Genomic DNA, 20,841 nt, shown 5'->3' with positions numbered 1-20,841 from the left:
CCGAGTGATCCTCCGTCATTCGCCAGGACCGGACCAGAGCCGAACGAGGGGGTCACGCATGGGGCGCGGCCGTCAGAAGGCGAAGCACACCAAGGTCGCCCGCGAGCTGAAGTACTTCAGCCCGCAGACGAACTACGGTGCGCTCGAGCAGGAGCTCTCCGCCGGACAACACTCCGACGAGGACTACGTCGACCGTTGGGCGGACCAGTACGGTCCGGAACCGGCGGAAGACGAAGACGAGTTCGAGACCCAGGCAGACCAGAACAAGTCCGCCTGACCGCTCTCGCAGTGACGCCGCGCAGCCCTCGGGCAGCGCGGCGTTTCCGCGTGCCCGGACACCTGTCGGAGCGCTCGGGTTCCGGCGGCGAGTGGTCACGACTCCCCGCGCGCATGACGCCGAGTGGTCAGGAACCGTCGGTTGCAGGCCCGCCAGGCGACGATTCGTGACCACTCACCGCACGCACCACGGCGCGGCACAGGACGGCGCGGCGCAGGACGGTGCGACCACAGCCCCGCCCCGCAGCCGCCGAGCGGGTCAGCCCGCGTAGCTCCCGACGAGCCGGACCGCGCCGCCGTCGACACCCTTCGCGCCCTGCTCGAACCCGGTCAGGTCCCGCGCGGACGTGGCGATCGTGCCGACGGGCCACGTGGGCAGACCGGCGGCACCGAGTGAGGCGATGACCTCGGCAGCGGCACCGGCCGAGACGACGGCGAACATGCCGATGCCCAGGTTCCAGGTGCCCTCGGTGTCCTCGATCGGGGTGCCGGCCATGTCGGCCAGGACCCGGAAGACGGGGAGCGGCTGCCAGGTGGAACGGTCGACCTCGACCCAGGAGCCGACGGGCAGCACGCGCGCCAGGTTCGCGGCGATGCCACCACCGGTCACGTGCGAGAGCGAGTGCACCGCGCCCGGGTGCTGCTCGAGGAGCGCCAGGAGCGGTGCGGTGTACAGGCGGGTCGGCTCGAGCAGGGCTTCGCCGACGGAGACCGCACCGCCGAACCCGACGCCGCTCAGCTCGGGCAGCTGGTCCGTGAAGCCGACGCCGCGCGACGCCAGGATGTGCCGCACGAGCGAGTAGCCGTTGGAGTGCAGGCCCGACGACTCGATCGCCAGGACCACGTCGCCGTCCTGCACCAGGTGCGCGCCGAGCTGTGCGTCGGCTTCGACGACGCCCGTCGCCGCACCGGCCACGTCGTAGTCGTCCGGCCCGAGCAGCCCCGGGTGCTCGGCGGTCTCGCCGCCGACCAGGGCGGTGCCGGTCTCCGAGCAGCCGCGGGCGATGCCGGCGACGATGTCGGCGATCCGGCCGGGCACCACGCGACCGCACGCGATGTAGTCGGTCATGAACAGCGGCTTCGCGCCGACCACGACGATGTCGTCGACGACCATGCCGACCAGGTCCTGCCCGATGGTGTCGTGCTTGTCGATGGCCTGCGCGATGGCGACCTTGGTGCCGACGCCGTCGGTGGAGGTCGCGAGCAACGGGTGTGCGAAGTCCTTCAGGAACGAGACGTCGTAGAGCCCGGCGAACCCGCCGACGCCGCCGAGGACCGAGGAGTTGTGGGTGGCCGCGACCGCGGACTTCATGAGCTCGACGGCCAGGTCACCGGCAGCGGTGTCCACTCCGGCTTCGGCGTACGGGTTGGGCATGCGGAGTCCTTCGCGGTGACATGGCAGACTTGTTCGGTACCCCCCGATTCTACTGATCTGGAGCACACCCGCGAATGTGCGGCATCGTCGGCCTTGTTGCGCAGGGCCCAGCCAACCAATCCATCTACGACGCACTGCTCCTCCTGCAGCACCGCGGGCAGGACTCGACGGGCATCGCCACGGTCGAGGGCCACGTGCACCACATGCACAAGACCCGCGGGCACGTGCGCGAGGCGTTCCGCACCCGCGACATGCGTGCCCTCCTCGGCACCATGGGGCTCGGACACGTCCGCTACGCCACCAAGGGCGCCGCGACGAACGAGGAAGAGGCCCAGCCGTTCTACGTGAACGCGCCGTACGGCATCGTCCTCGTCCACAACGGCAACCTCACCAACACGCGGGAACTCACGCGTGAACTGTTCGACATCGACCGTCGCCACCTGAACACGACGAGCGACACCGAGCTCCTGGTGAACGTGCTGGCGCACGAGCTGCAGGGCCAGGTCCGCGGCGCGAACCTCGATCCGGGTCAGGTCTTCGACGCCGTCGAGCGCGTGCACGAGCGGGTCGAGGGCTCCTACGCCACGATCGCGACCATCGCCGGGCACGGACTGCTGGCCTTCCGCGACCCGTTCGGCATCCGCCCGCTGATCCTCGGCCACAAGTTCGACGAGGCCGGGCAGCCGGAGTGGGTCGTCGCGAGCGAGTCGCTCGTGCTCGAGTCCGGCGGCTACGAGATCGTCCGCGACATCGCCCCGGGCGAAGCGGTCTTCATCGAGATGAACGGCCAGATGCACGCCCGCCAGTGCGCGAAGAACCCGCGCCTGGTGCCGTGCTCGTTCGAGTACGTCTACCTGGCACGTCCCGACTCCGTGATGAACGGCATCTCGGTCTACGACGCGCGTCTGCGCCTCGGCAACCGCCTCGCCGACACCATCGAGCAGTACGCGCCGACCGGTGACATCGACGTGGTCATGCCGATCCCGGACTCGAGCCGTCCGGCGGCGATGCAGGTCGCCCGGAAGCTCGGCATCGAGTACCGCGAGGGCTTCTACAAGAACCGCTACGTCGGCCGCACCTTCATCATGCCGGGGCAGGCGGAGCGCAAGCGTTCGGTGCGCCAGAAGCTCAACGCGATGTCGTCCGAGTTCAAGGGCAAGAACATCCTGATCGTCGACGACTCGATCGTCCGTGGCACCACGAGCCGCGAGATCGTCGAGATGGCCCGGGCGGCCGGCGCGAACGAGGTCACGTTCACGAGCGCTGCTCCCCCTGTCCGGTTCCCGCACGTCTACGGCATCAACATGCCGACCCGTGCGGAGCTCATCGCGCACGACCGGAAGATCCCGGACATCAACCGCGTGCTCGGCAGCGACCACCTGATCTACCAGGAGGTCGGGGACATGCGGGACGCCATCATCGAGGGCTCGGACGTGACCGACCTCGAGATGAGCTGCTTCACGGGCGAGTACGTCACGGGCACCGTGAGCCCGGAGTACCTGTCCTGGGTCGAGGCGAACCAACTCAGCTAGGCCGCGCCCGAGGCGCGACCAGCAGACGGACAGGAGGCCCGTGGCGACACCGCCACGGGCCTCCTGTCCGTCAGGCGCTCGCGGCTACGGCCGCTGGTCACCGTGGTCGTCGAGCTCGCCGTCGACCGTCTCGGGCGGCAGTTCGACCTCGACGCGCTCCGCCGTCAGGCGGGCCGACCGCCGGGCGTAGACCCGGTCGAACACGACGGCGACGACCGCACCGACGAAGGCGCCGATCGTGACGCCCCACAGGCTGAAGTAGCCGACCAGGCTGCCGAAGCTGGTCTGGTCCCGCTGGCCGCCGAGGTTCATGGTGAGGGCGACCACGACGAGGGTCGCGAGGAACCCGAGCACGGCACCGCCGACGATGAACACGCCGAACTTCGGTGCACGGCGGATGGTGACCTCGTCGGGGCTGGCGACCGCGCTGGGAGCCGGCGCCGGCGTGGGGAGCGGCTGCTCGTCGGGTTGATCGGTGTTGCTCACCCGTCCATTGTCCCCCACTGTGGGACGTCCCGCGGCCTGTGCGCGGCGGTCGTTCCGGGAGAGGATGGTCGCTACTGGTCGGTATCCCAAGCGGAGGAGGTGTGTCGGATGCGTGAACGAACCGCACCCGCTCGCCGACGCCGACCGGCCGCACCCGCCCGCGTGGCCTGGCCCGTCGCGCAGCGCGCGGAAGAGGACCGCGCCGTCGCCGTCGTCGCCGAGCACCGGTGGAGCGTCGCGCTCGTCGGTGCCCCCGGCATCGGCAAGAGCACCGCCGCGGCGCGGGTCACCGACCGCGTCGCCGGTCGCGACGGCACCGGCCGCACGGTCGTCGTGCCGATCACGGCGGTCGCCGCGAGTCGGTCGATGCCCTTCGGCGCCGTCGCCGAGCGCTTCGGCGAGCTGCCGGCGTCCATCTCGGAGCTGTCCGACGACACCGGTGCCGAGCAGCGCTTCCGGGCGATCGAGGACCTCGTCGACCGCGACGTGCTGCTCCGCGTCGACGACGCCGACCACCTCGACGCGATCTCCGCGCGGTACGTCGCCTGGCTGGTCCGCCGACAGGGTGCCCGGCTCGTCCTGACCTGTCGCGACTTCACGGCGCTCCCCGAGCCGCTCCGCGCGCTGTGGCAGGACGACCTGCTCGAGCGCATCGACCTGCAGCCACTCGCGCTGCACGAGACCGCCGCGCTCGTGGCCGAGGCGCTGGGCTCGCCGCTCGAGAACGCTTCAGCCGAGCGCGTCCACCGCGCCACCGCCGGCAACCCGCTGTACCTGCGCGAGGTGGTCCGTGCGGCGCGGGTCTCCGGCGCCCTCGACCACACCGCGACCGGGTGGTACTGGCGCGGGCGGGTGACCGCGTCGGACAGCCTCGCCGACATGTACCGCACGGAACTCGGTTCGCTGCCGGAGGACCTGCGCGACGTCGTCGACATCGTCGCCCTCGCCGACCCCATCCCGCTCGCCCGCCTGCTCGGCCTGGTCAGCGGCGGGGACGTCGACCGGGTCGTCGCGCTCGGCCTGGTCCGGATCGACTCGCTCGAGGACGGCGCCGCGGTCGTCCGGCCGTCGCACCCGCTGGTCGGCGAGGTCATCCGGACGCTGGTGCCGGTCGCCCGACGCACGGCACTCTTCGCCCGCGCGAACGCGTTCCGCACCGACCGTCCCGAGGGCGCACCGCCCGCGGCACGCCTGCGCGCCGCGCTGTGGTCGCTCGAGTGCGGCGTCCTGCCGTCGGTCGACCAGCTGCTCGACGCGGCGCAGGTCGCCGTGCGGCTGCAGGAGCACGAGAGCGGGATCGCCCTGGCCTCGGCGGCGCTCCGCACGACGCTCACGCCGACCGAGCAGGTCACGGCGCACTGCCTCCGCTCGCTCGCGTACTCGTACTCGGACGGCCGTGAGGCCGGCCGCGCCGACGCCGAAGCGGCCTGGGGTGTGGCGAAGCGGCACGTCGGCGACGTCACCGACGAGGCCGTCATCGAGGCGTGCGAGACCCTGGCGAACATCCGTCAGTTCCACGACGACGACGTCGCTGCGGCGGTCGCCCTGGCCGATGCCGCCACACGTCTGGTGGTGTCCGACGAGGCCGTCGAACGGCTGCGGCTGCTGCGGATGGCGCACCAGGGGTGGGGCGGGGACTTCGCCGAGGTCCGAGCCGAGATCGAGCGCAGCGGCATCGTGCACGCCCCGACGATGCCGATGTCGTTCCTCGCCGTCGCACCGTGCGCCGTGATGGCGTTGGCGACCGCCGGCCGCCTGGACGACGCGTCCGCGCTCGGTCGCCGTGCCCTGGCCACCGCGGTGGCGCACGTCGAGGCAGCACCGTGGAGCGTCGGCGAGAACTCCTCCGTCCTGCACCAGGTGCAGATGTGGCGCGGCGACCTGGACGACCTGATCACCGAGGTGCCGGCGGGCCGGTCCAGCCCGTACCTGAAGTACGACTTCACGCTCGAGCTCATCGGTCAGGGCAACCTGGCGATCGCGCAGCGCCGCTGGGACGACGCCGTCGCCGCGTTCTCGGCGGCGTGCGAACGCTACGACATCGCCGACCACGGCGGGTTCGCGGCCTACCCCTGGGCGCGGCTGGCCCTGGCGCTCGCGTACGGCGGACGACCGGAAGAAGCCTCCAACGCGCTCGAACGTGCCCGGACCACGCCCCAGCGGGCGATGCGGATCACCGGCGAACAGGTCGCCGTGTCGATCGCCTGGACCGAGGCCGTGCTCGGCAACCCGGCCGGGCTGCAGCACGCCGACGACATCATCGAACGCAGCACGGCCAACGGCTCGTGGACGCACGTCATGTACGGGTACGCGCTGCACCACGCGGTCGGCATGCTGCAGGGGCGCGACTCGGCGTCCTCGCTCGACCGGATGCGCGAGGCCGCGACCCGCGTCGACGGCCCGCTCGCAGCCGCGGTCATCGAGTACGCCGACGCCGTCCGTGCCGACGACCGGACGCGGGTGATCGCGGCGCAGGGCGTGCTCTCGGCGCACGGCGTCTCGGTGACCGCCGGGCGCTCGAAACCACCGCTGACCAAGCGCGAGTACGAGGTCGCCGAGCTCGCCGCGCAGGGGTTGAGCAACCGGCGGATCGCGGAGTCCCTCGGGCTGTCGACGCGGACGATCGACGCGCACCTGTCGCGCGTCTTCGCGAAGTGGGACCTGCACGCGCGGTCGGAGCTCAGCGAACTGCTCTGAGGTGCTCGGCGTTCGGCATCGGCTGTCGCGCACGCAAGAACGTTGCGGATTGCAGCACGACGCGCCGCTGCGATTGACACGTTGTGTGGAACATCGCGTACCTTGGTGCCTGTCGCCGGGTTCGGACCCGTTCGGGTCGGGTCCGAATCCCGGCGACTTCAAGCTTAGGAACCGGGTCGATGCGGGCGCATCGGTAGGGACTACCTAATTCGCGCGGGGCTTCTCCGCGGATGACCCCGCCACGTGCGGCCCGGTGCCGGCGATTCGCCGGGTCAGGCGCCGGGGGCGGGCAGCCGGACCGGCAGGAACGCCGTCAGGTCGGCGCGCGAGCCCGAGGCACTGACGCGCGACTGCGCGACCGCCTCGGCCCAGGTCAGCTCGCCGGACGAGAGTGCCAGCCACGTGGTGGCATCGGTCTCGACCACGTTCGGCGGCGTGCCACGGGTGTGCCGGGGTCCGGGCACGGCCTGGACAGCGGCGAACGGCGGCACCCGCACCTCGACGCTGTTGCCCGGGACCTCGTCCGCCAGGCACTGCAACGTCCACCGCACCGCGGTCGCGACGGCCGGTCGAGCCGTCTCCCCACGACGCACGGCAGCAAGTGCCGCGCGCCCGTCGGCGTCCTCGATCCTCCTGGGTGGCATCTCCACAGGCTAGCCCTCGCATCGCGGGCGGCGAGTCGGGCTGGGTAGGGTGATCGGGTGCGAATCCTCGTCCTCGGTTCCGGTGCCCGCGAGCACGCGATCATCACGGCCCTCCTCGCTGAGCATGCGGGTCACGTCATCACGGCAGCGCCCGGCAACGCCGGCATCGCCGCCGACGTCGAGACCGTCTCCCTCGACCCCACGAACGGCGCGCTCGTCGCCGAGTACGCGATCGAGAACGACGTCGAGCTCGTCGTCGTCGGCCCCGAGGCCCCGCTCATCGCCGGTGTGGCCGACCCGGTGCGCACCCGCGGCATCCCGGTGTTCGGGCCGGGCAAGGCCGCCGCGCAGCTCGAGGGCTCGAAGGCGTTCGCCAAGCGGATCATGGGCGAGGCCGGTGTGCCCACCGGGCGTCCGGTCTACGCGGGCACGGCGGACGAAGCCGTCGCCGCGATCGACGAGCTCGGCGCCCCGTACGTGGTCAAGGCCGACGGGCTCGCCGCAGGCAAGGGCGTGCTCGTGACCGACGACCGCCAGGCCGCGATCGACCACGCCACCTACTGGCTCCAGCACGGACACGTCGTGGTCGAGGAGTTCCTCGACGGCGAAGAGGTCTCGTTGTTCTTCCTGAGCGACGGGCACGACGTCCGCGCGCTCAGCCCCGCGCAGGACTACAAGCGCCTGGCCGACGGTGACCTCGGACCGAACACCGGCGGCATGGGCGCGTACTCGCCGCTGCCGTGGCTCGCCGACCGCTGGCCGTCCGAGCAGGCCTTCGTCGACGAGGTCACGGAGCTCGTCGCGCTGCCGACCGTCCGCCGCCTCGAGCACGAGGGCACGCCGTTCGTCGGGCTCCTGTACTGCGGCCTCATCGTCACCGAGCAAGGCGTCCGTGTGATCGAGTTCAACGCTCGCTTCGGCGACCCGGAGACGCAGGTCGTGCTCCCCCGCCTGGCCACGCCGCTCAGCGAGCTCCTGCTGGCCGCCGCCACCGGGCAGCTCGGCGCGGTGCCCGCACCCGTGTTCCACGACGAGGTCGCCGTGACCGTCGTCCTGGCGAGCGAGGGCTACCCGGAGAACCCGCAGACCGGTCGACCGATCACCGGCATCGACGACGCGAACGCCCGCGACGGCGTCTCGGTCGCGCACGCCGCCACCGGCGTCCTCGACGACACGCTCGTGGCCACGGGTGGCCGGGTGCTCAGCGTCGTGGCGACCGGGTCGGACTTCGCCCAGGCCCGCGAGCGTGCCTACGCCGGGCTCGGGGACATCACGCTCGACGGCGCACAGTTCCGCACCGACATCGCCGCGAAGGTCGCGAAGTGACCGCCGCCGCCCCGATCGCCGGCTGGCGGCACGTCTCGTCCGGCAAGGTGCGCGAGCTCTACGTGCCCGAGGGCACCGCCGACCTGGCGAGCGCGTCCGAGCTGCTGCTCGTCGCCTCGGACCGGGTCAGCGCGTACGACTTCGCGCTCGAGCCGCCGATCCCGGGCAAGGGCGAACTGCTGACCCGCCTGTCGCGGTTCTGGTTCACCCAGCTGAGCGACGTCCCGAACCACATCATCGGCCCGTCCTCCGGTGGTACCCCGGTACCCGCCGAGGTGGAGGCACGGTCGATGCACGTCATGCCGCTGAGGATGTTCCCCGTCGAGTGCGTCGTGCGCGGGTACTTGGTCGGCAGTGGCTGGGCCGAGTACCAGGAGACCGGCAGCGTGTGCGGCGTCCCACTCCCCGCCGGGCTGTCCAACGGTGACCGCCTGCCGGAACCGATCTACACGCCGGCGTACAAGGCAGCCCAGGGCGAGCACGACGAGAACATCTCGTACGAGCAGACCGTCGACCTGGTCGGTGCCGAGACCGCGGCCACCCTGCGCGAGCTCTCGCTGCACGTCTACACCGAGGCCGCGGCCATCGCCCTCGAACGGGACGTGGTGATCGCGGACACGAAGTTCGAGTTCGGGCAGGACGCCACCGGCCGGATCCGCATCGCCGACGAGGTCCTGACGAGCGACTCCAGCCGCTACTGGGACGCCCGCTCCGCCGACCGCACCGACTCGTTCGACAAGCAGATCGTGCGGGACTGGCTCAGCGCGCACTGGGACCGTCAGGGCACGCCACCGGTGCTGCCGGACGAGATAGTCGAGCGCACGGCTGCGCGCTACGCCGAGCTGATCGAGCGCCTGGGCGCCTGACACCCCTTTCGCCCGGCGCCCGGCCAGCGGTCACGACACCCCGCCCAGGTCCGGCGACCGGTCACGAACCGTCGCCCGCTGCCCCGCCAACCGACAGTCCGTGACCACTCGGCCGCCCACGCACGACAGGTCGCGACCACTCGGCGCGCGACGCCCGCAGACGGTTCTCGACCGCTCGACCGCTCAGGCCTCGAGCGCCTCGACGGCGTCCCGCGCCACCACGACGACGGTCAGGTCGTCGCCCGGGTCGTGCTCGGCGACGCGTGCGCGCACCCGCTGCAGGAACGTCTCGACGTCCGGGGACTCCCGGTACAGGGCCCCGAGCTCCGACAGCGCCGCGAGCGTGGAGTCCCAGAGCTCGAGCGCGCCGTCGGTCACGACGATGAGCACGTCACCGGGCCGGAGCACGAGCGACCCGGCCGCGCGGGGCATCCCTGCGGGGTGGAGCCCGATCGGCAGGTCCGACGACCGCAGGATCCGCTCGGCCCCGTCGTCACGGAGCTGCAGCACGAGCCCGTGCCCGGCGTCGGCGAAGTCGAGCCGCCCGGTGGACGGGGTCAGTCGGCCGTGGAACATCGTCGCGAAGGACTCGGCACGGCTGAGCTCGGGGGCGACCTGCGCCTCGAGCTCGGCGACGGCGGTGCCCGGGTCCTGGTCGCCGCGGGCGAGCAGCCCTCCGCGGATGTTCGCAGCGAGGAGCCCGGCGGACATCCCCTTGCCCATGACGTCCGACACGGTCAGGTGGATCGAGTCTTCGCCGGACCGGTGCCAGTCGTGGAAGTCGCCGGAGACGAGCCCGTGCGGGATGGACATGCCCGTGATCCGGTACCCGGGAACCTGCACCTCGGCCGGCTGCAGGCCCCTGAGCACGGTGCGCAGGCGGTCCTCGTCGGCTCCGGCGAGCAGTTCGCGCTCCGCCCAGATGCCGAGTTCCTGCAGCAGCTCGAGCTCGCCGGCGTCGAGGGTGCGCGGCTCGGGGTCGATCAGGCAGAGCGTGCCGATCTTCAGGTCGTCGTCGCCGGCACGGAGTCCGACACCGGCGTAGAACCGGACGTTCGGGTCGCCGACCACCATCGGCAGGTCCGCGTACCGGGCGTCCACCCGGGCATCGGGGACCACCACGGGCCCCTGCTGGCCCAGGGTCCGTCCGCAGAAGGTGTCCTGCAGCGGGATGACCGGGCCGAAGGCCGCGTCGCTCTGCTGCGACTTGATCGTCAGCGTGGTCTCGCCGGCCAGGTTCAGGAACGAACCGGAGACCCCGAGGGTCTCACGCGCGATCCGGGTGATCCGTTCGAACCGTTCCTCGACGCCACCGTCGACCAGGTCGAGTGCCGCGATCAGGGCCGCTCGCCGGACGGCATCGACCCCGGTCGGCGCGGGCACGGACGTCGCGGTTTCCGGCTGCATGCTCCCACGGTAACGCGCTGAACGGACAGGGCCTGGCCCCAGTCCGGAGGGCGCAGTTCCTCGGGCGCGGCGGCGTACCCTGGTCGTCGTGCTCCGAGTCGTCCCCGCAACCGTCCTCGGCGTGGCCGCGCTCCTGGCCCTCGCCGGCTGTGGCGCCCACGACGCCACCGGCCAGGTGTCGGTCACGGTGTCGTCGAACGCCGCCGACCACCCCTACGAGGTCAAGGTGTTCGCCTCGACCGGCAAGCTCTCCGAGCACCAGCGGGTGTTCCCGGGCGGCACGGCCGACTTCGCGGGTGTCCCCCTCGGCCAGGTCACGGTCCGCGCCGGCGACCTCTGTCCGCAGACGACCAAGGTGTCCGACGGCACGGTCGCGACGGTCACCCTGACCACGACGGGCTGCTGACACCACCCGCCACCACGACCGGCCGCTGACCCCCGCCCGTCACCCCGACGACGGGCTGCCGGCCCCCTCCGCCACCAGGTGCTCCACCCGCGGCTCGCCCGCGACCTCGCGCACCGACTGCAGGGTCCGCGCGTCGTCCCCGGTCTGCCGGACCTCGTGCTGGTCGACGTGCTCCTGCCACGACCCCACCCGGAACGCCTCCACCCAGGCGTCCGGCCCGGACGCCGCGTCCCGGTACAGGTTCCAGTCACGGGCGCCGGTCCGCCGACGGCTCCGCCCGAGCCGCTCGGCACGCGCCCGGAACTCGTCGACCGCATCCGTCGGCACCGTCCAGTGCAGCAGGACGAGGGTCTCCCCCGTCGCCGCGCCGTGGTCGTCCGCCACGAACACCTCGTCGCCGAACGGCATCGGCGTCACGGCGCGCTGCCGGTCGGTGAGCACCGGGAACCCTGACACGAGCAGCAGCGCGGCGCTGAGCGCGGTCACGACACCGGCTCCGGCGAGCACCCCCGTCACCCCGAGCGGCGTGGCGACCGCGCCGGCGAGCGCCGCACCGATCGCCGTGCAGCCGAAGAGCACGAGCTGGTAGGCGGCGAGCCCGCGCGTGCGGACCCAGGCGGGCAGGAACGCCTGCACGGTGCCGTTCAGTGTCGTCACCACGGCGATCCAGGCCACGCCGCCGACCAGCAGCGCGACGAGCACGACCACCAGCACGGGGACGAGCGCGACGACCGCGGTACAGACGCCGAACACCACCGAGGCGATGCCGACCGTGCGGCCGATGCCGAGCCGCGCGCGGACCGCCGGCATCAGGAACGCCCCGCCGACCGACCCGATGCCGACGGCGGCGAGCAGCAGTCCGTACCCGCCGGAGGACAGGCCGAGCGAGCCGTCGGCGACGAGCGGCAGGAGTGCCCACAGCGCGTTCGCGGGCACCATGAAGACGGCGAGCTGCACGAGCAGTCGGCGGACGACCGCCGCGTGCAGGACGTACCGCAGCCCGGCACGGGTCGCGTCGATGAACGGTTCGGCCCGCGTCTCGGGGCGCTGGTAGCCGCGCCAGGCGACGAGCACCACCAGGAAGAGCGCGAACGACAGCGCGTTGGCGGCGAACACGAACGGCACGCCGAGCTGCGCGATCACCACCCCGGCGAGCGCCGGTCCGATCGCGCGGGCGACGTTGACGCCGACGGAGCTGAGCGCCGCGGCGTCGGTGATCGCGGCGCGCGGCACGATCTCGGGCACGAGCGCCTGGTACGCGGGCAGCTGGAGTGCCGAGGCGGTACCGAGCAGGAACGTGACGGTGAGCAGGAGCGCCGGGGTCATGTCGCCGGTCGCGGTCAGCACGGTCATCACGACGCCGACGACCACCTGGAACGCCTGCACCCCGATGAGCAGCCGCCGCCGGTCGACGAACTCGCCGATCACCCCGGCGGGGATCCCGACGAGCAGCACCGGCAGGCTCGACGCGGTCTGCACGAGGGCGACGACGACGGGCGCGGCGTGCTCGTCGACGAGCAACCACTGCGCACCGACGGTCTGCATCCAACTGCCGATGTTGCTCACCAGCACCGCGATCCACAGGGCGCGGAAGACCGGGATCGCGAGCGGCGCCAGGGCGCCGCCGCGGGGTGCTGGGGTGGTGCGTTCCGTGGTCACGTCGCCTCCTGCGGTGGGACGGGGACATCCTGGAGGCGCGGTGCGCGTCGGGCGCACACCGCGCCTCCTGGGGTGGTTGCGTCAGGCTGCGGCCTCGGTCGCGCCGGTCGCGGCGACGGCGCGCTCGATGACGTCGGCGACGTCCTTCGGGTGGGTCTGCATGACGAGGTGCGGGGCGGCGAGCTCGGTCACGTCGGCGATGCCGGCGCGGGAGTAGCCGAATCGCTCGACCTCGGGGTTGATGGTGTGGTCGTCGGACGAGACGATCGCCCACGCCGGGGTCGTCTTCCACGCGGCGGCGGACGCCGGCTCGCCGAAGGCCGCGCCGGAGAGCGGGCGCTGCGAGACGGCGAGCACCTCGGCGACACGCGGGTCGACCCCGGCGGCGAACACCTGCGGGAACGCGTCGATCGCGACGGAGACGTCGGTGCCGTCCTCGCCGCCGGCGACCGGGTACGGCGTGTACACCAGGTTCGCGGCGAGGTCGGAGTCCGGGAACCCACCCTGCAGCTGCCCGAGGCTCTCGCCGACCTCGAGCACGTAGCCGGAGACGTAGACGAGTCCGACGACGTTCTCGGCCTCGCCGGCGACGGTGATCACGGCCCCGCCGTACGAGTGCCCGGCGAGGACGACCGGCCCGTCGACGTGCTCGGCGACGGCGCGGATCGAGGCGGCGTCCTCGGCGAGGCTGCGGTTGTAGACCGGCGGGACGAGGACCGTGTGGCCGCGGTCGAGCAGCTCGCGGGTGACGGGCGCCCAGCTGGCGGAGTCGGCGAACGCGCCGTGGACGAGGACGATGGTGGGTGCAGCCATTGCAGGTCTCCTTCGTGACGAACGTCTGGGGTGGTGCGGGGGCCGGGGTTCCCGGCGTCGTCACGCTAGGGCTGGGTGCGCTGCGCCGTCGTGTCCCTGTCGTTGCCCGTCACCCCGCCGACTGCACGCTCCGGGAGCGCCGGGTGCGACGCGCGGTGCGGCCGGACGGTCGGACACACCGTGCCGGGGTCCCCCTGCCGGGCGGTGGCACAGCGACGGGGTCCCCGCCGGGGCCCCCTTGTCGTGGACGAAGCCGATCGCCCGCCGCATCCGGTCCGCGACGTCCGATCGCGACCGGGCGAAGGTCGACAGGACGACGGTCGCGATCCGCCGGTTCAGCGCCGCACGGTCGTCGGCGGGCAGGGCGGGGTCGAGGACGCGTCCGGATGCCTCGCGAAGCAGTGCCCGCAGCGGTTCGAGTGCGGGATCGGCCGCGTCCGGCTGCTGGAACACCGAGGACTCCCCCGTGTCGCCGAGCAGCGACGGCGACAGGTGCAGGAGCGTCGTGGCGGTCGCGTCGGTCTCGAAGCCGTACGCGACGGACGCCGAGAGCATCATCGGCTGCTCCGCGCCGACCTCCCAGCGCTCGCCGTCGTCAGCGGTCAGGCTGGCCCGGCCGTCCGCGAGCCAGAACACGACGTGGTCGGGGCGCGGACCGATCGTGCCCGACCGCTTGCCCGGCGCCGCGATCCGGTGGATCGACAGGTCGTCGTCCCCGCCGGTCTCGTAGTCGAAGCCCTGGTCGTCCTCGGTCACGGCGTCGGGACCCGGTCCCACTCGTCGCCGTACCGGGACAGCACCGACCACCGCGAGACGGGCCACGTGGTCACGAAGGCGCGCCCGACGACGTCGTCGACCGGCACGGTGCCGTGCACGCGTGAGTCGGCGGAGTCGTACCGGTTGTCGCCCATCACCCAGATGCGCCCCTCCGGCACGGTGATCTCGAAGTCCTTCCCGGCGACACGGTCCGACCCGCGTTCGAGCACGACGTAGGGCTCGTCGACCGCGTGCCCGTTCACCGACAGGCGGCCCTCGGCGTCGCAGCACGACACCGTGTCACCCGGCAGGCCGATGACCCGTTTGATCAGGTCGTCGCCCTGGCCCATGCCGAGCCAGCCGCCGGGGTCCTGGAACACCACGACGTCACCACGCTGCAGCGGCACCACCCCGGGCACGAGCTCGTTGACGAGCACCCGGTCTCCGACGAGCAGCGTGTTCTGCATCGAGGCCGAGGGGATGTAGAACGAACGGACCAGGTACGCCTTGACCAGGAAGGACGCCAGCAGCGCCACGACGACGATGATGACGAGGTCGCGCAGGAACCGGAGGCCCCCGCGCTCCGGCTCGCTCTCGGCGGCGGGTTCGGCGTGCGGTTCGGCGTGGGGGTGCGTGTCGCTCAATGCGTCAGCACCACCTTGACGAGGCCGATCACGAACGCCACCGCGGCCAGCACGATGCCGCCCCACAGTCCGAGGAACGTGGGCTGCTTCCCGCTGAACCGCTGCATGAACACGCCCACCAGCCCGATGCGCACGACCAGGATCGCCGTCGCCGCGATCTGCGCCCACTCCGCCGGCAGCCACCCGACCCATGCAGCCGCGTAGAGGACCGCCGGGATCAGCCCGGAGGTCGCGATCGGGTTGGCGTTCCGGACGATCGTCGCGACCGAGTCGCGGCGCGCAGCGCGGTCCTCGGCGGAATCCTCGCCGTCGTCGCCGAGCCCGTGCGCGACCAGGTGCGCGAGCACGTGGGCCAGGTACGTGAGCACCGCGGTCGCCAGGACGGTCGCCACCGCGGCGCCGTGATGGATCTGCTCCGGGTTCACCGCAATCGCGACGGCGAGCACCGTGATGTTGCCGTAGATGTACGACGACATCCGGTCGCGGACGTGCTCGAGCGGCAGGTCGCGGGGGTCGGGGCGACCGCCGCGGGGTCCGCGCCCCGGTCGGGAGGGCCGTCGTGTGCGTGACATCCGTCCATCTTGGCCCCCGCGGTCGGCCGTCCGCCGACAGGACACCGGCTGCGATGCTCACGCGGGCGGCCGGTTCCGGCAGACTGGGTGCCGATCGGTGCGACGGAGCGCCGGACAGGAGGCACGCATGACGTCCGCACGACCACTCGCCCTGGTGACCGGGGTGGGCCGCAGAGCCGGCATCGGTGCAGCGCTCGCCACCCGGCTGGCGACCGACGGCTGGGACCTCGCCATCTCGTGGTGGGGGCCGTACGACGACCGCGTGAGCGGCGGGGCGGACCCGGACGGGGTCGAGTCGGTGGTGCAGGAGTGCGAGGCGGCGGGAGCACGGGTGACGCGCCTCCCGGTCGACCTGGAGGACCCGGAGCAGGCGGCCGCACTCGTCGACCGCGCCGAGGCGGAAGCCGGCGCGCCCGTCACCGCGCTCGTCATGTCGCACTGCGAGTCCGTCGACTCCGACCTGCGCACCACCACGGTCCAGTCGTGGGACCGCCACTTCGCCGTGAACGCCCGCGCGCCGTTCCTGCTCGTGCAGGCCTACGCGGCCGGGCTCGAGCGCGCCGGGGACGCCGCTCCGCGCGACCGACGCCGGATCGTCGCCCTGACGAGCGACCACATCGCGTACAACCTGCCGTACGGGGCGTCGAAGGGGGCGCTCGACCGGATCGTGTTCGGCGCCGCGAAGGAGCTCGGCAGCCTCGGCGTCAGCGCCAACGTGGTGAACCCGGGTCCGAACGACACCGGCTGGATGTCCGACGAGGTCAAGGGGTGGGCCGTCGAGGGCACGCCGCTCGGCCGGCTCGGACGCCCGTCGGACACCGCCGCGCTCGTCGGGTTCCTCTGCTCGGAACAGGGCGCCTGGGTGAACGGGCAGCTGCTGACGTCCGACGGCGGGATCTCGAACCGCGCCTGACCTGTCAGCCGGCGCCGAGTCTCGGGGTCAGCGACACTTCTCGGGGCTGCGGGCGCGAGGAGTGTCGCTCAACCCGAGACTCGGCCCCTCGCGACCCGCTCGTCAGCCGCGACCGGGCGCGGTCACCTCGATGCGGTTCGCCCAAGGGTCCTCGAACGCGACCGTCCGGCCGTCGTCGGCGGTCTGCACCCCGGTGTCGTGCATGCGTGTGACGAGGGCACCGAGGTCGTCCGACCCGGGCACCTCGATCCGCACGAGTCCCAGCCCGAGCGCGAGCTGGCGGCGCCCGGCCCCACGTGAGTTCCAGGTGTTCATCGCCATGTGGTGGTGGTACCCGCCGGCGCTGACGAACAGGGCGTCGCCGAAGCCGGCGGTGGTCTCGAAGCCGAGGGTGTCCACGTAGAAGGAGCGTGCGGCGTCGACGTCGCCGACGGACAGGTGCACGTGGCCGACCTTGCCCGGGCGTTCCGCGGCGGTGTCCAGGGCGTCTTGCGTCAGGTGCTCCTGCAGGAACGCGTTCGGGTCGACGTACTTCGTGTCCATGTCGACCATGCCGTGCGTCCACGACCACTCGGTGCGGTCACGGTCCCAGTACAGCTCGACGCCGTTGCCCTCGGGATCGGTGAAGTAGAACGCGTTGCTCACCAGGTGGTCGGCGCTGCCGGTGAAGGTCTGCGGGAACTTCGTTGCGACCGAGTACAGCGCGGCGGCCAGGTCGGCCCTCGTGTCGAACAGGATCGCGGTGTGGAACAGGCCGGCGTCGTGCGGGCTGGCGTGCTGCATGGACGGCGCGTGCTCGAGGATCACGATCGGCACCGCCAGGCCACCGGCGCCCGGTCGCCCGAGGACGGCGACGCTGCCGTCGTTCGAGAGCAGCGAGAGCTGGACGCCGTCGCGGTAGTAGCCGATCATCCGGTCGAGGTTCGCGACGCGGAGGGTGACGGCACCCATCCCGGTGTCGGCGGCGAGGAGGTCCTGCGTGTGCATGGCACCAGTGTGCGCCCATTTAGTTGACGCGTCAACCAAATGGGCGTCGATCGCCTGTGCCAAAGCGACAGATCGCTGCGAACGGTTCGCGGCGATCTGTCGCTTCGGCGAACGGGGGCGCGCAGGCGACGGGAGGCCCGGTGCGTGTCCGCCCCTCCGGCCGCGGTCAGCGGGAGCGGAAGTAGCGGTGGAGCGCGCGCTCGCGGATCGCGGCCGCGGCGAGCGCCCCACCGAGCAGCGCGCCCGCGAGCCCGAGGGACGCGATCGCGATTGCCTCGCGCACGATCGGCAGCGCATCGTCGACCTCGAGGCCACGCACCGACACCACCGCGACGCTCGTCGCGACCACAGCCCCGACCGATGCCCAGACCAGGTGCTGCAGGACGACGCCGAGGACCTGCGCACTCCGCGGTACCCCGACGTGCCGATCGGAGGCCAGGGCGAGCCGACGCCGTGCGACCGCTGCCCCGCCGATCGTCAGCCCCACGAGGGCCGCTGCACCGAACGGGACGAGCACTGGCTGCCGCGCCGCGGGCGTGAAGACCGCGCCCAGCGTCGGGTTGAGCTGCCCGGCGGTCGGTCGGTCTTCGCCCTCGGCCCCGCTCGCCGGCAGGACGGTGCGCCGGAGCATCGAGACCGTGTCGTCGCGCTGCGGCCACACCGTCGCCCAGCAGGCGTCGAACGGCGACCCGTCGTCGACCGTCGGCGCGAGGACCGCGTACTCCAGGTCGGGGTCCCGGCCGTCGTCGGGGTAGTCGTACACGCCGGCGACTCCGGTGCCCGCACCGCCCGCCGTCACGAGGCGATCGCCGGCAGCAAGACCCAGGGTCTCGTGCACCGTGGGCGAGACGATCACTCCCGCGGTGCCGTCGGCATCGGAGCCGCCGAGCAGACCACGCACCCCGGCGGTCACCTCGTAGGTCGGGATCGCCGAGCCCGGCAGCGCGGCGGGGACGACGGCGGCGTCGAGGCGCCGGAACGCACCAGACGCGATGACCCCTTCGGTATCCACGAGCGCATCGCACACGCGGCCGTCGATCCGGCCCTCGGCCCGCTGGACGGTCGTCGCCGCGCCGCTCGCGACGAACACCGCAGCCGCTCGGACGTCATCGGCGACCGCTACGGCGCGCAGGCCCACGACACCGCCGAGCAGCACCGCGAGGACGACAGCGGACGTCGCTGCCCACGAGGCTCCGGAAGCGATGTCGCGCCACGCCTCCCGCCAGACCTCGGTCACCTGCATCCGGCGAGGGCTCATCGGTACCGCCCGAGGTCGAGCACTCCGTCGCAGGCGTCACGGCTCGCGTCGTCGTGCGTGGCGACGACGACGACCGCCCCCGACGCGGCGAGCGCACCGATCCCACGGTTCACCTCGATCGCGGCCGCTCGGTCGAGTTGCGCCGTCGGCTCGTCGACCAGCATCAGACCCGGCGCGCTGGCGATGGCGCGCGCGAGCATCAGGCGTTGCGCCTCACCACCGGACAGTTCGGCGAATCGCGCGTGCGCCCGCGAACCGAGCCCGAAGCGCTCGAGGACCCCGAGCGCGCGGACGTCCGCGGTCCGACGATCCGCGCCCTGGGCGACGAACGGCAACGCGACGTGGTCGAGCACTCGGCGGCGGGCCACCCCGTGCGGGTTCTGGAAGACCCAGAGCGGCCGACAGCCCGGCGGACGGACGGCGGCACCGCGCGTCGGACGGAGCATCCCGGCGAGGATCGCGAGCAGCGTGGACTTGCCGGAACCGCTCGGCCCGACGACCGCGGTCACGGTCCCCTCGGCGAAGGTGCGGTCGACGCGGTCGAACAGCACGGTGCCGTTCGGCCAGACGTGCCCGACGCCCTCGAGCGTCACCGACACGAGCTGGACCGGTCCGGCGCAGCACGGATCCGGTCGAGCGTTCGTCCGCCGGGCACCCGGACGAACGACTGCCCGAGTTCCGATCCGAGCACCTCGACCCGGAGTGACCGCCCCGTCGTCGGTTGCACGCATGCCTGCGCGCCCACGAGGTCCCAGAGGGCCGTCGGTGGCACCACCTGGACGGTTCGTGGGCGGCTGAGCGTCCAGGTCGCGGCCACCGTCGGTGCGCCGTCCGCCGAAGCGACCGTCGCCGCGTACTCCGGCAGGGCGGTGATAGCAGCGAGGTCCGTCGGCGCGGAGACCACCCCTGCGGTGTCGATCGGGACGTCGGCATTCCCGATCCGCAGCACGCGCTCCCCCGGCGCCGGATCGACCGGGAGCGCCTCGATGCGCGCACCGCGGAGTTCGGCCGGGAGTTCGACGAGGACACCGTCGGCGCCGACCGCTGCCCCGACGACGGCCACGCACGCCAGGACGATGTTCTCGGCGGCTGGCACCCATGCGAACGGGTCCCGCAGCACGACGTCGTCGGGCAGGTCGTCGCGGTCGACACCTCGGTCGACCAGGAACTGCTGCGCAGCGCGGAGCGTGCCCGGGCCGAGGACGCCGTCGGTGCTCAATCCGGCACCGAGGCGCGTGAGTTCCCGCTGCAACCCCGTGACGTCGGCCCCGCTGTCGCCGAGCTCGAGGTCGCGCCACAGCGGCTCGTCACTGGCGAGCGCGATCACCGGCCGCCCGTCGACCTGCGCGAAGACGTCCCCGCTCCGCACGGGTGCCCCGGTCGAGCACGTCGACGTCGTCACCGTGCCGGTCCGCGACGTCACGACCGCCCGTGGGGCACCGGTGTCGAGTGCGAGCTGCACCTGTCGTTCGTCGGCATCGGTGCGTTCGGTCACCCGGACGGTGCTCGCGGGGGCCGCCGTCCGGAGTGCCGCCGGGACCTCGGCCGGCACAACGACCACGATGGCGGCGGCCGTCGCCGCCGCGACCACCATCGCCCCGAGCGCCAGGAGTGCGGCAGACGGGAAGCGCATCAGCGCCGCCAGAGGCCGAGGGGGTCCAGCCGACACTGGACGGCTGCGGGATCCCACGGCGAGAAGGAGAAGTTCCCGTCGTCGTTCTGATCACGCCAGTCACGTTCGGTGTACGTGTCGTCGACGAGTTTCGCAGCACGGAGGCACGCGACAGTGATCGTTGCCTCGTCCTGCTTCTCCGGGTTCCGCCGGACCTCGTTGAACAGGTAGGTCACGTCGCTGTCGAAGTCCTTCGCGCACTTCGACTTCGAATCGTTCATGGCCGTGGCGTCTTCAGCCTTCCGCCCGGGGAGCGGCGACGCTTCGGACGTGCCGTCCTCCGCTGTCGTGTAGTCGTAGCCGAGATCTCGCATGCATGCGCTCATGCGGGCCTGCGCATCTGCGACCTCCCGCGCCGAGATCGTTCCGTCCGAGAGGATCTGCCGCTGGTACGGGCTGGTGTCGGCGGCTGATTCCGCGAACTCATCCGCCCACGGCCCAGCGTCGGAGAAGCCTGACGGATCGACGACCCGGGGGGCAGCATCTGCGGAGGCGCAGCCAGCGAGTGCCGCGGCGGCGATCACCCCGACGACCGTTGCTCCCCGCGCACGG

The 20,841-nt window shown here is 72.5% G+C and carries 21 protein-coding genes; 7 read left to right on the top strand and 14 right to left on the bottom strand.

Going from position 1 to position 20,841, the window contains the following annotated elements; translation table 11 throughout:
• Positions 1 to 58 precede the first annotated feature (58 nt).
• A complete protein-coding gene (locus H7A73_RS03555) occupies positions 59 to 277 on the top strand; it encodes a DUF3073 domain-containing protein (RefSeq protein WP_182064696.1) in 219 nt (72 codons plus the stop codon).
• A 258-nt stretch (positions 278 to 535) separates the two neighbouring features.
• Here H7A73_RS03555 and purM read toward each other — a convergent pair whose 3' ends face one another.
• Positions 536 to 1,651, bottom strand: a complete 1,116-nt coding sequence (gene purM / locus H7A73_RS03550; RefSeq protein ID WP_182064695.1) for a phosphoribosylformylglycinamidine cyclo-ligase — start codon at positions 1,649 to 1,651, stop codon at positions 536 to 538.
• 74 nt (positions 1,652 to 1,725) lie between these two features.
• Between purM and purF the strand changes: the two genes are divergently transcribed.
• Positions 1,726 to 3,183: an amidophosphoribosyltransferase gene (gene purF, locus H7A73_RS03545; RefSeq protein WP_042539088.1), complete on the top strand. Its 1,458-nt coding sequence runs from the start codon at positions 1,726 to 1,728 to the stop codon at positions 3,181 to 3,183.
• Between the two features lie 84 nt (positions 3,184 to 3,267).
• On the opposite strand, the gene H7A73_RS03540 is transcribed toward purF, so the two are convergent.
• Positions 3,268 to 3,669, bottom strand: a complete 402-nt coding sequence (locus H7A73_RS03540; protein ID WP_110858851.1) for a hypothetical protein — start codon at positions 3,667 to 3,669, stop codon at positions 3,268 to 3,270.
• A 108-nt stretch (positions 3,670 to 3,777) separates the two neighbouring features.
• Here H7A73_RS03540 and H7A73_RS03535 point away from each other — a divergent pair, with 108 nt between their 5' ends.
• Entirely contained in the window at positions 3,778 to 6,366 is a 2,589-nt protein-coding gene (locus H7A73_RS03535) for a helix-turn-helix transcriptional regulator (RefSeq protein ID WP_182064694.1), read from the top strand.
• 272 nt (positions 6,367 to 6,638) lie between these two features.
• Here the strand turns inward: H7A73_RS03535 and H7A73_RS03530 are convergent, their stop codons facing one another.
• Entirely contained in the window at positions 6,639 to 7,010 is a 372-nt protein-coding gene (locus H7A73_RS03530; RefSeq protein ID WP_111088729.1) for a sterol carrier family protein, read from the bottom strand.
• Between the two features lie 57 nt (positions 7,011 to 7,067).
• Here H7A73_RS03530 and purD point away from each other — a divergent pair, with 57 nt between their 5' ends.
• Both purD and H7A73_RS03520 read left to right on the top strand, forming a co-directional pair.
• Positions 7,068 to 8,336 carry a phosphoribosylamine--glycine ligase gene (purD, locus tag H7A73_RS03525; RefSeq protein ID WP_182064693.1) on the top strand — a complete coding sequence of 423 codons (1,269 nt, stop codon included), beginning with the start codon at positions 7,068 to 7,070 and terminating at the stop codon, positions 8,334 to 8,336.
• Complete coding sequence (locus H7A73_RS03520; RefSeq protein WP_182064692.1) at positions 8,333 to 9,202, top strand: phosphoribosylaminoimidazolesuccinocarboxamide synthase; 870 nt, start codon at positions 8,333 to 8,335, stop codon at positions 9,200 to 9,202. Before purD ends, H7A73_RS03520 begins: the two co-directional genes overlap by 4 nt.
• Positions 9,203 to 9,385: 183 nt before the next feature.
• Here H7A73_RS03520 and H7A73_RS03515 read toward each other — a convergent pair whose 3' ends face one another.
• A complete protein-coding gene (locus H7A73_RS03515) occupies positions 9,386 to 10,609 on the bottom strand; it encodes a PP2C family protein-serine/threonine phosphatase (RefSeq protein WP_182064691.1) in 1,224 nt (407 codons plus the stop codon).
• Positions 10,610 to 10,697: 88 nt separating this feature from the next.
• Between H7A73_RS03515 and H7A73_RS03510 the strand changes: the two genes are divergently transcribed.
• On the top strand, positions 10,698 to 11,015 hold the full coding sequence (locus tag H7A73_RS03510; RefSeq protein ID WP_182064690.1) for a hypothetical protein: 318 nt from the start codon (positions 10,698 to 10,700) through the stop codon (positions 11,013 to 11,015).
• A 39-nt stretch (positions 11,016 to 11,054) separates the two neighbouring features.
• Here H7A73_RS03510 and H7A73_RS03505 read toward each other — a convergent pair whose 3' ends face one another.
• The 5 genes from H7A73_RS03505 to H7A73_RS18015 form a co-directional block, all read right to left on the bottom strand.
• Complete coding sequence (locus H7A73_RS03505) at positions 11,055 to 12,674, bottom strand: MFS transporter (RefSeq protein WP_182064689.1); 1,620 nt, start codon at positions 12,672 to 12,674, stop codon at positions 11,055 to 11,057.
• An 81-nt stretch (positions 12,675 to 12,755) separates the two neighbouring features.
• Positions 12,756 to 13,487, bottom strand: coding sequence for an alpha/beta fold hydrolase (locus H7A73_RS03500; RefSeq protein ID WP_182064688.1), 732 nt, complete (start codon positions 13,485 to 13,487; stop codon positions 12,756 to 12,758).
• A 60-nt stretch (positions 13,488 to 13,547) separates the two neighbouring features.
• The gene (locus tag H7A73_RS03495; RefSeq protein ID WP_182064687.1) at positions 13,548 to 14,243 is read right to left on the bottom strand and encodes a hypothetical protein; all 696 of its coding nucleotides are present in this window, start codon (positions 14,241 to 14,243) and stop codon (positions 13,548 to 13,550) included.
• Complete coding sequence (gene lepB / locus H7A73_RS03490; protein ID WP_307804545.1) at positions 14,240 to 14,887, bottom strand: signal peptidase I; 648 nt, start codon at positions 14,885 to 14,887, stop codon at positions 14,240 to 14,242. The genes H7A73_RS03495 and lepB overlap by 4 nt, the downstream gene beginning before the upstream one ends.
• Positions 14,884 to 15,459, bottom strand: coding sequence for a hypothetical protein (locus H7A73_RS18015; protein WP_247737337.1), 576 nt, complete (start codon positions 15,457 to 15,459; stop codon positions 14,884 to 14,886). The genes lepB and H7A73_RS18015 overlap by 4 nt, the downstream gene beginning before the upstream one ends.
• A gap of 127 nt (positions 15,460 to 15,586) precedes the next feature.
• Here H7A73_RS18015 and H7A73_RS03485 point away from each other — a divergent pair, with 127 nt between their 5' ends.
• Positions 15,587 to 16,372, top strand: a complete 786-nt coding sequence (locus H7A73_RS03485) for an SDR family oxidoreductase (RefSeq protein WP_182064685.1) — start codon at positions 15,587 to 15,589, stop codon at positions 16,370 to 16,372.
• A 102-nt stretch (positions 16,373 to 16,474) separates the two neighbouring features.
• Here the strand turns inward: H7A73_RS03485 and H7A73_RS03480 are convergent, their stop codons facing one another.
• The 5 genes from H7A73_RS03480 to H7A73_RS03460 form a co-directional block, all read right to left on the bottom strand.
• A complete protein-coding gene (locus tag H7A73_RS03480; RefSeq protein ID WP_209133098.1) occupies positions 16,475 to 17,359 on the bottom strand; it encodes a VOC family protein in 885 nt (294 codons plus the stop codon).
• A gap of 166 nt (positions 17,360 to 17,525) precedes the next feature.
• Positions 17,526 to 18,617, bottom strand: coding sequence for a hypothetical protein (locus tag H7A73_RS03475; RefSeq protein ID WP_182064684.1), 1,092 nt, complete (start codon positions 18,615 to 18,617; stop codon positions 17,526 to 17,528).
• Positions 18,614 to 19,216, bottom strand: coding sequence for an ATP-binding cassette domain-containing protein (locus H7A73_RS03470; RefSeq protein WP_182064683.1), 603 nt, complete (start codon positions 19,214 to 19,216; stop codon positions 18,614 to 18,616). The genes H7A73_RS03475 and H7A73_RS03470 overlap by 4 nt, the downstream gene beginning before the upstream one ends.
• Positions 19,207 to 20,250 carry a peptidoglycan-binding domain-containing protein gene (locus H7A73_RS03465; protein ID WP_182064682.1) on the bottom strand — a complete coding sequence of 348 codons (1,044 nt, stop codon included), beginning with the start codon at positions 20,248 to 20,250 and terminating at the stop codon, positions 19,207 to 19,209. The genes H7A73_RS03470 and H7A73_RS03465 overlap by 10 nt, the downstream gene beginning before the upstream one ends.
• Positions 20,250 to 20,813 (bottom strand): hypothetical protein, encoded by a 564-nt coding sequence (locus tag H7A73_RS03460; protein WP_182064681.1) that lies wholly within the window; start codon positions 20,811 to 20,813, stop codon positions 20,250 to 20,252. The genes H7A73_RS03465 and H7A73_RS03460 overlap by 1 nt, the downstream gene beginning before the upstream one ends.
• Between the last annotated feature and the right edge of the window lie 28 nt (positions 20,814 to 20,841).

The sequence above is a fragment of the Curtobacterium sp. ME12 genome (assembly GCF_903970855.1).
Classification (GTDB): Bacteria; Actinomycetota; Actinomycetes; order Actinomycetales; family Microbacteriaceae; genus Curtobacterium; species Curtobacterium poinsettiae_A.
This window is presented reverse-complemented; position numbering and strand designations above follow the sequence as displayed.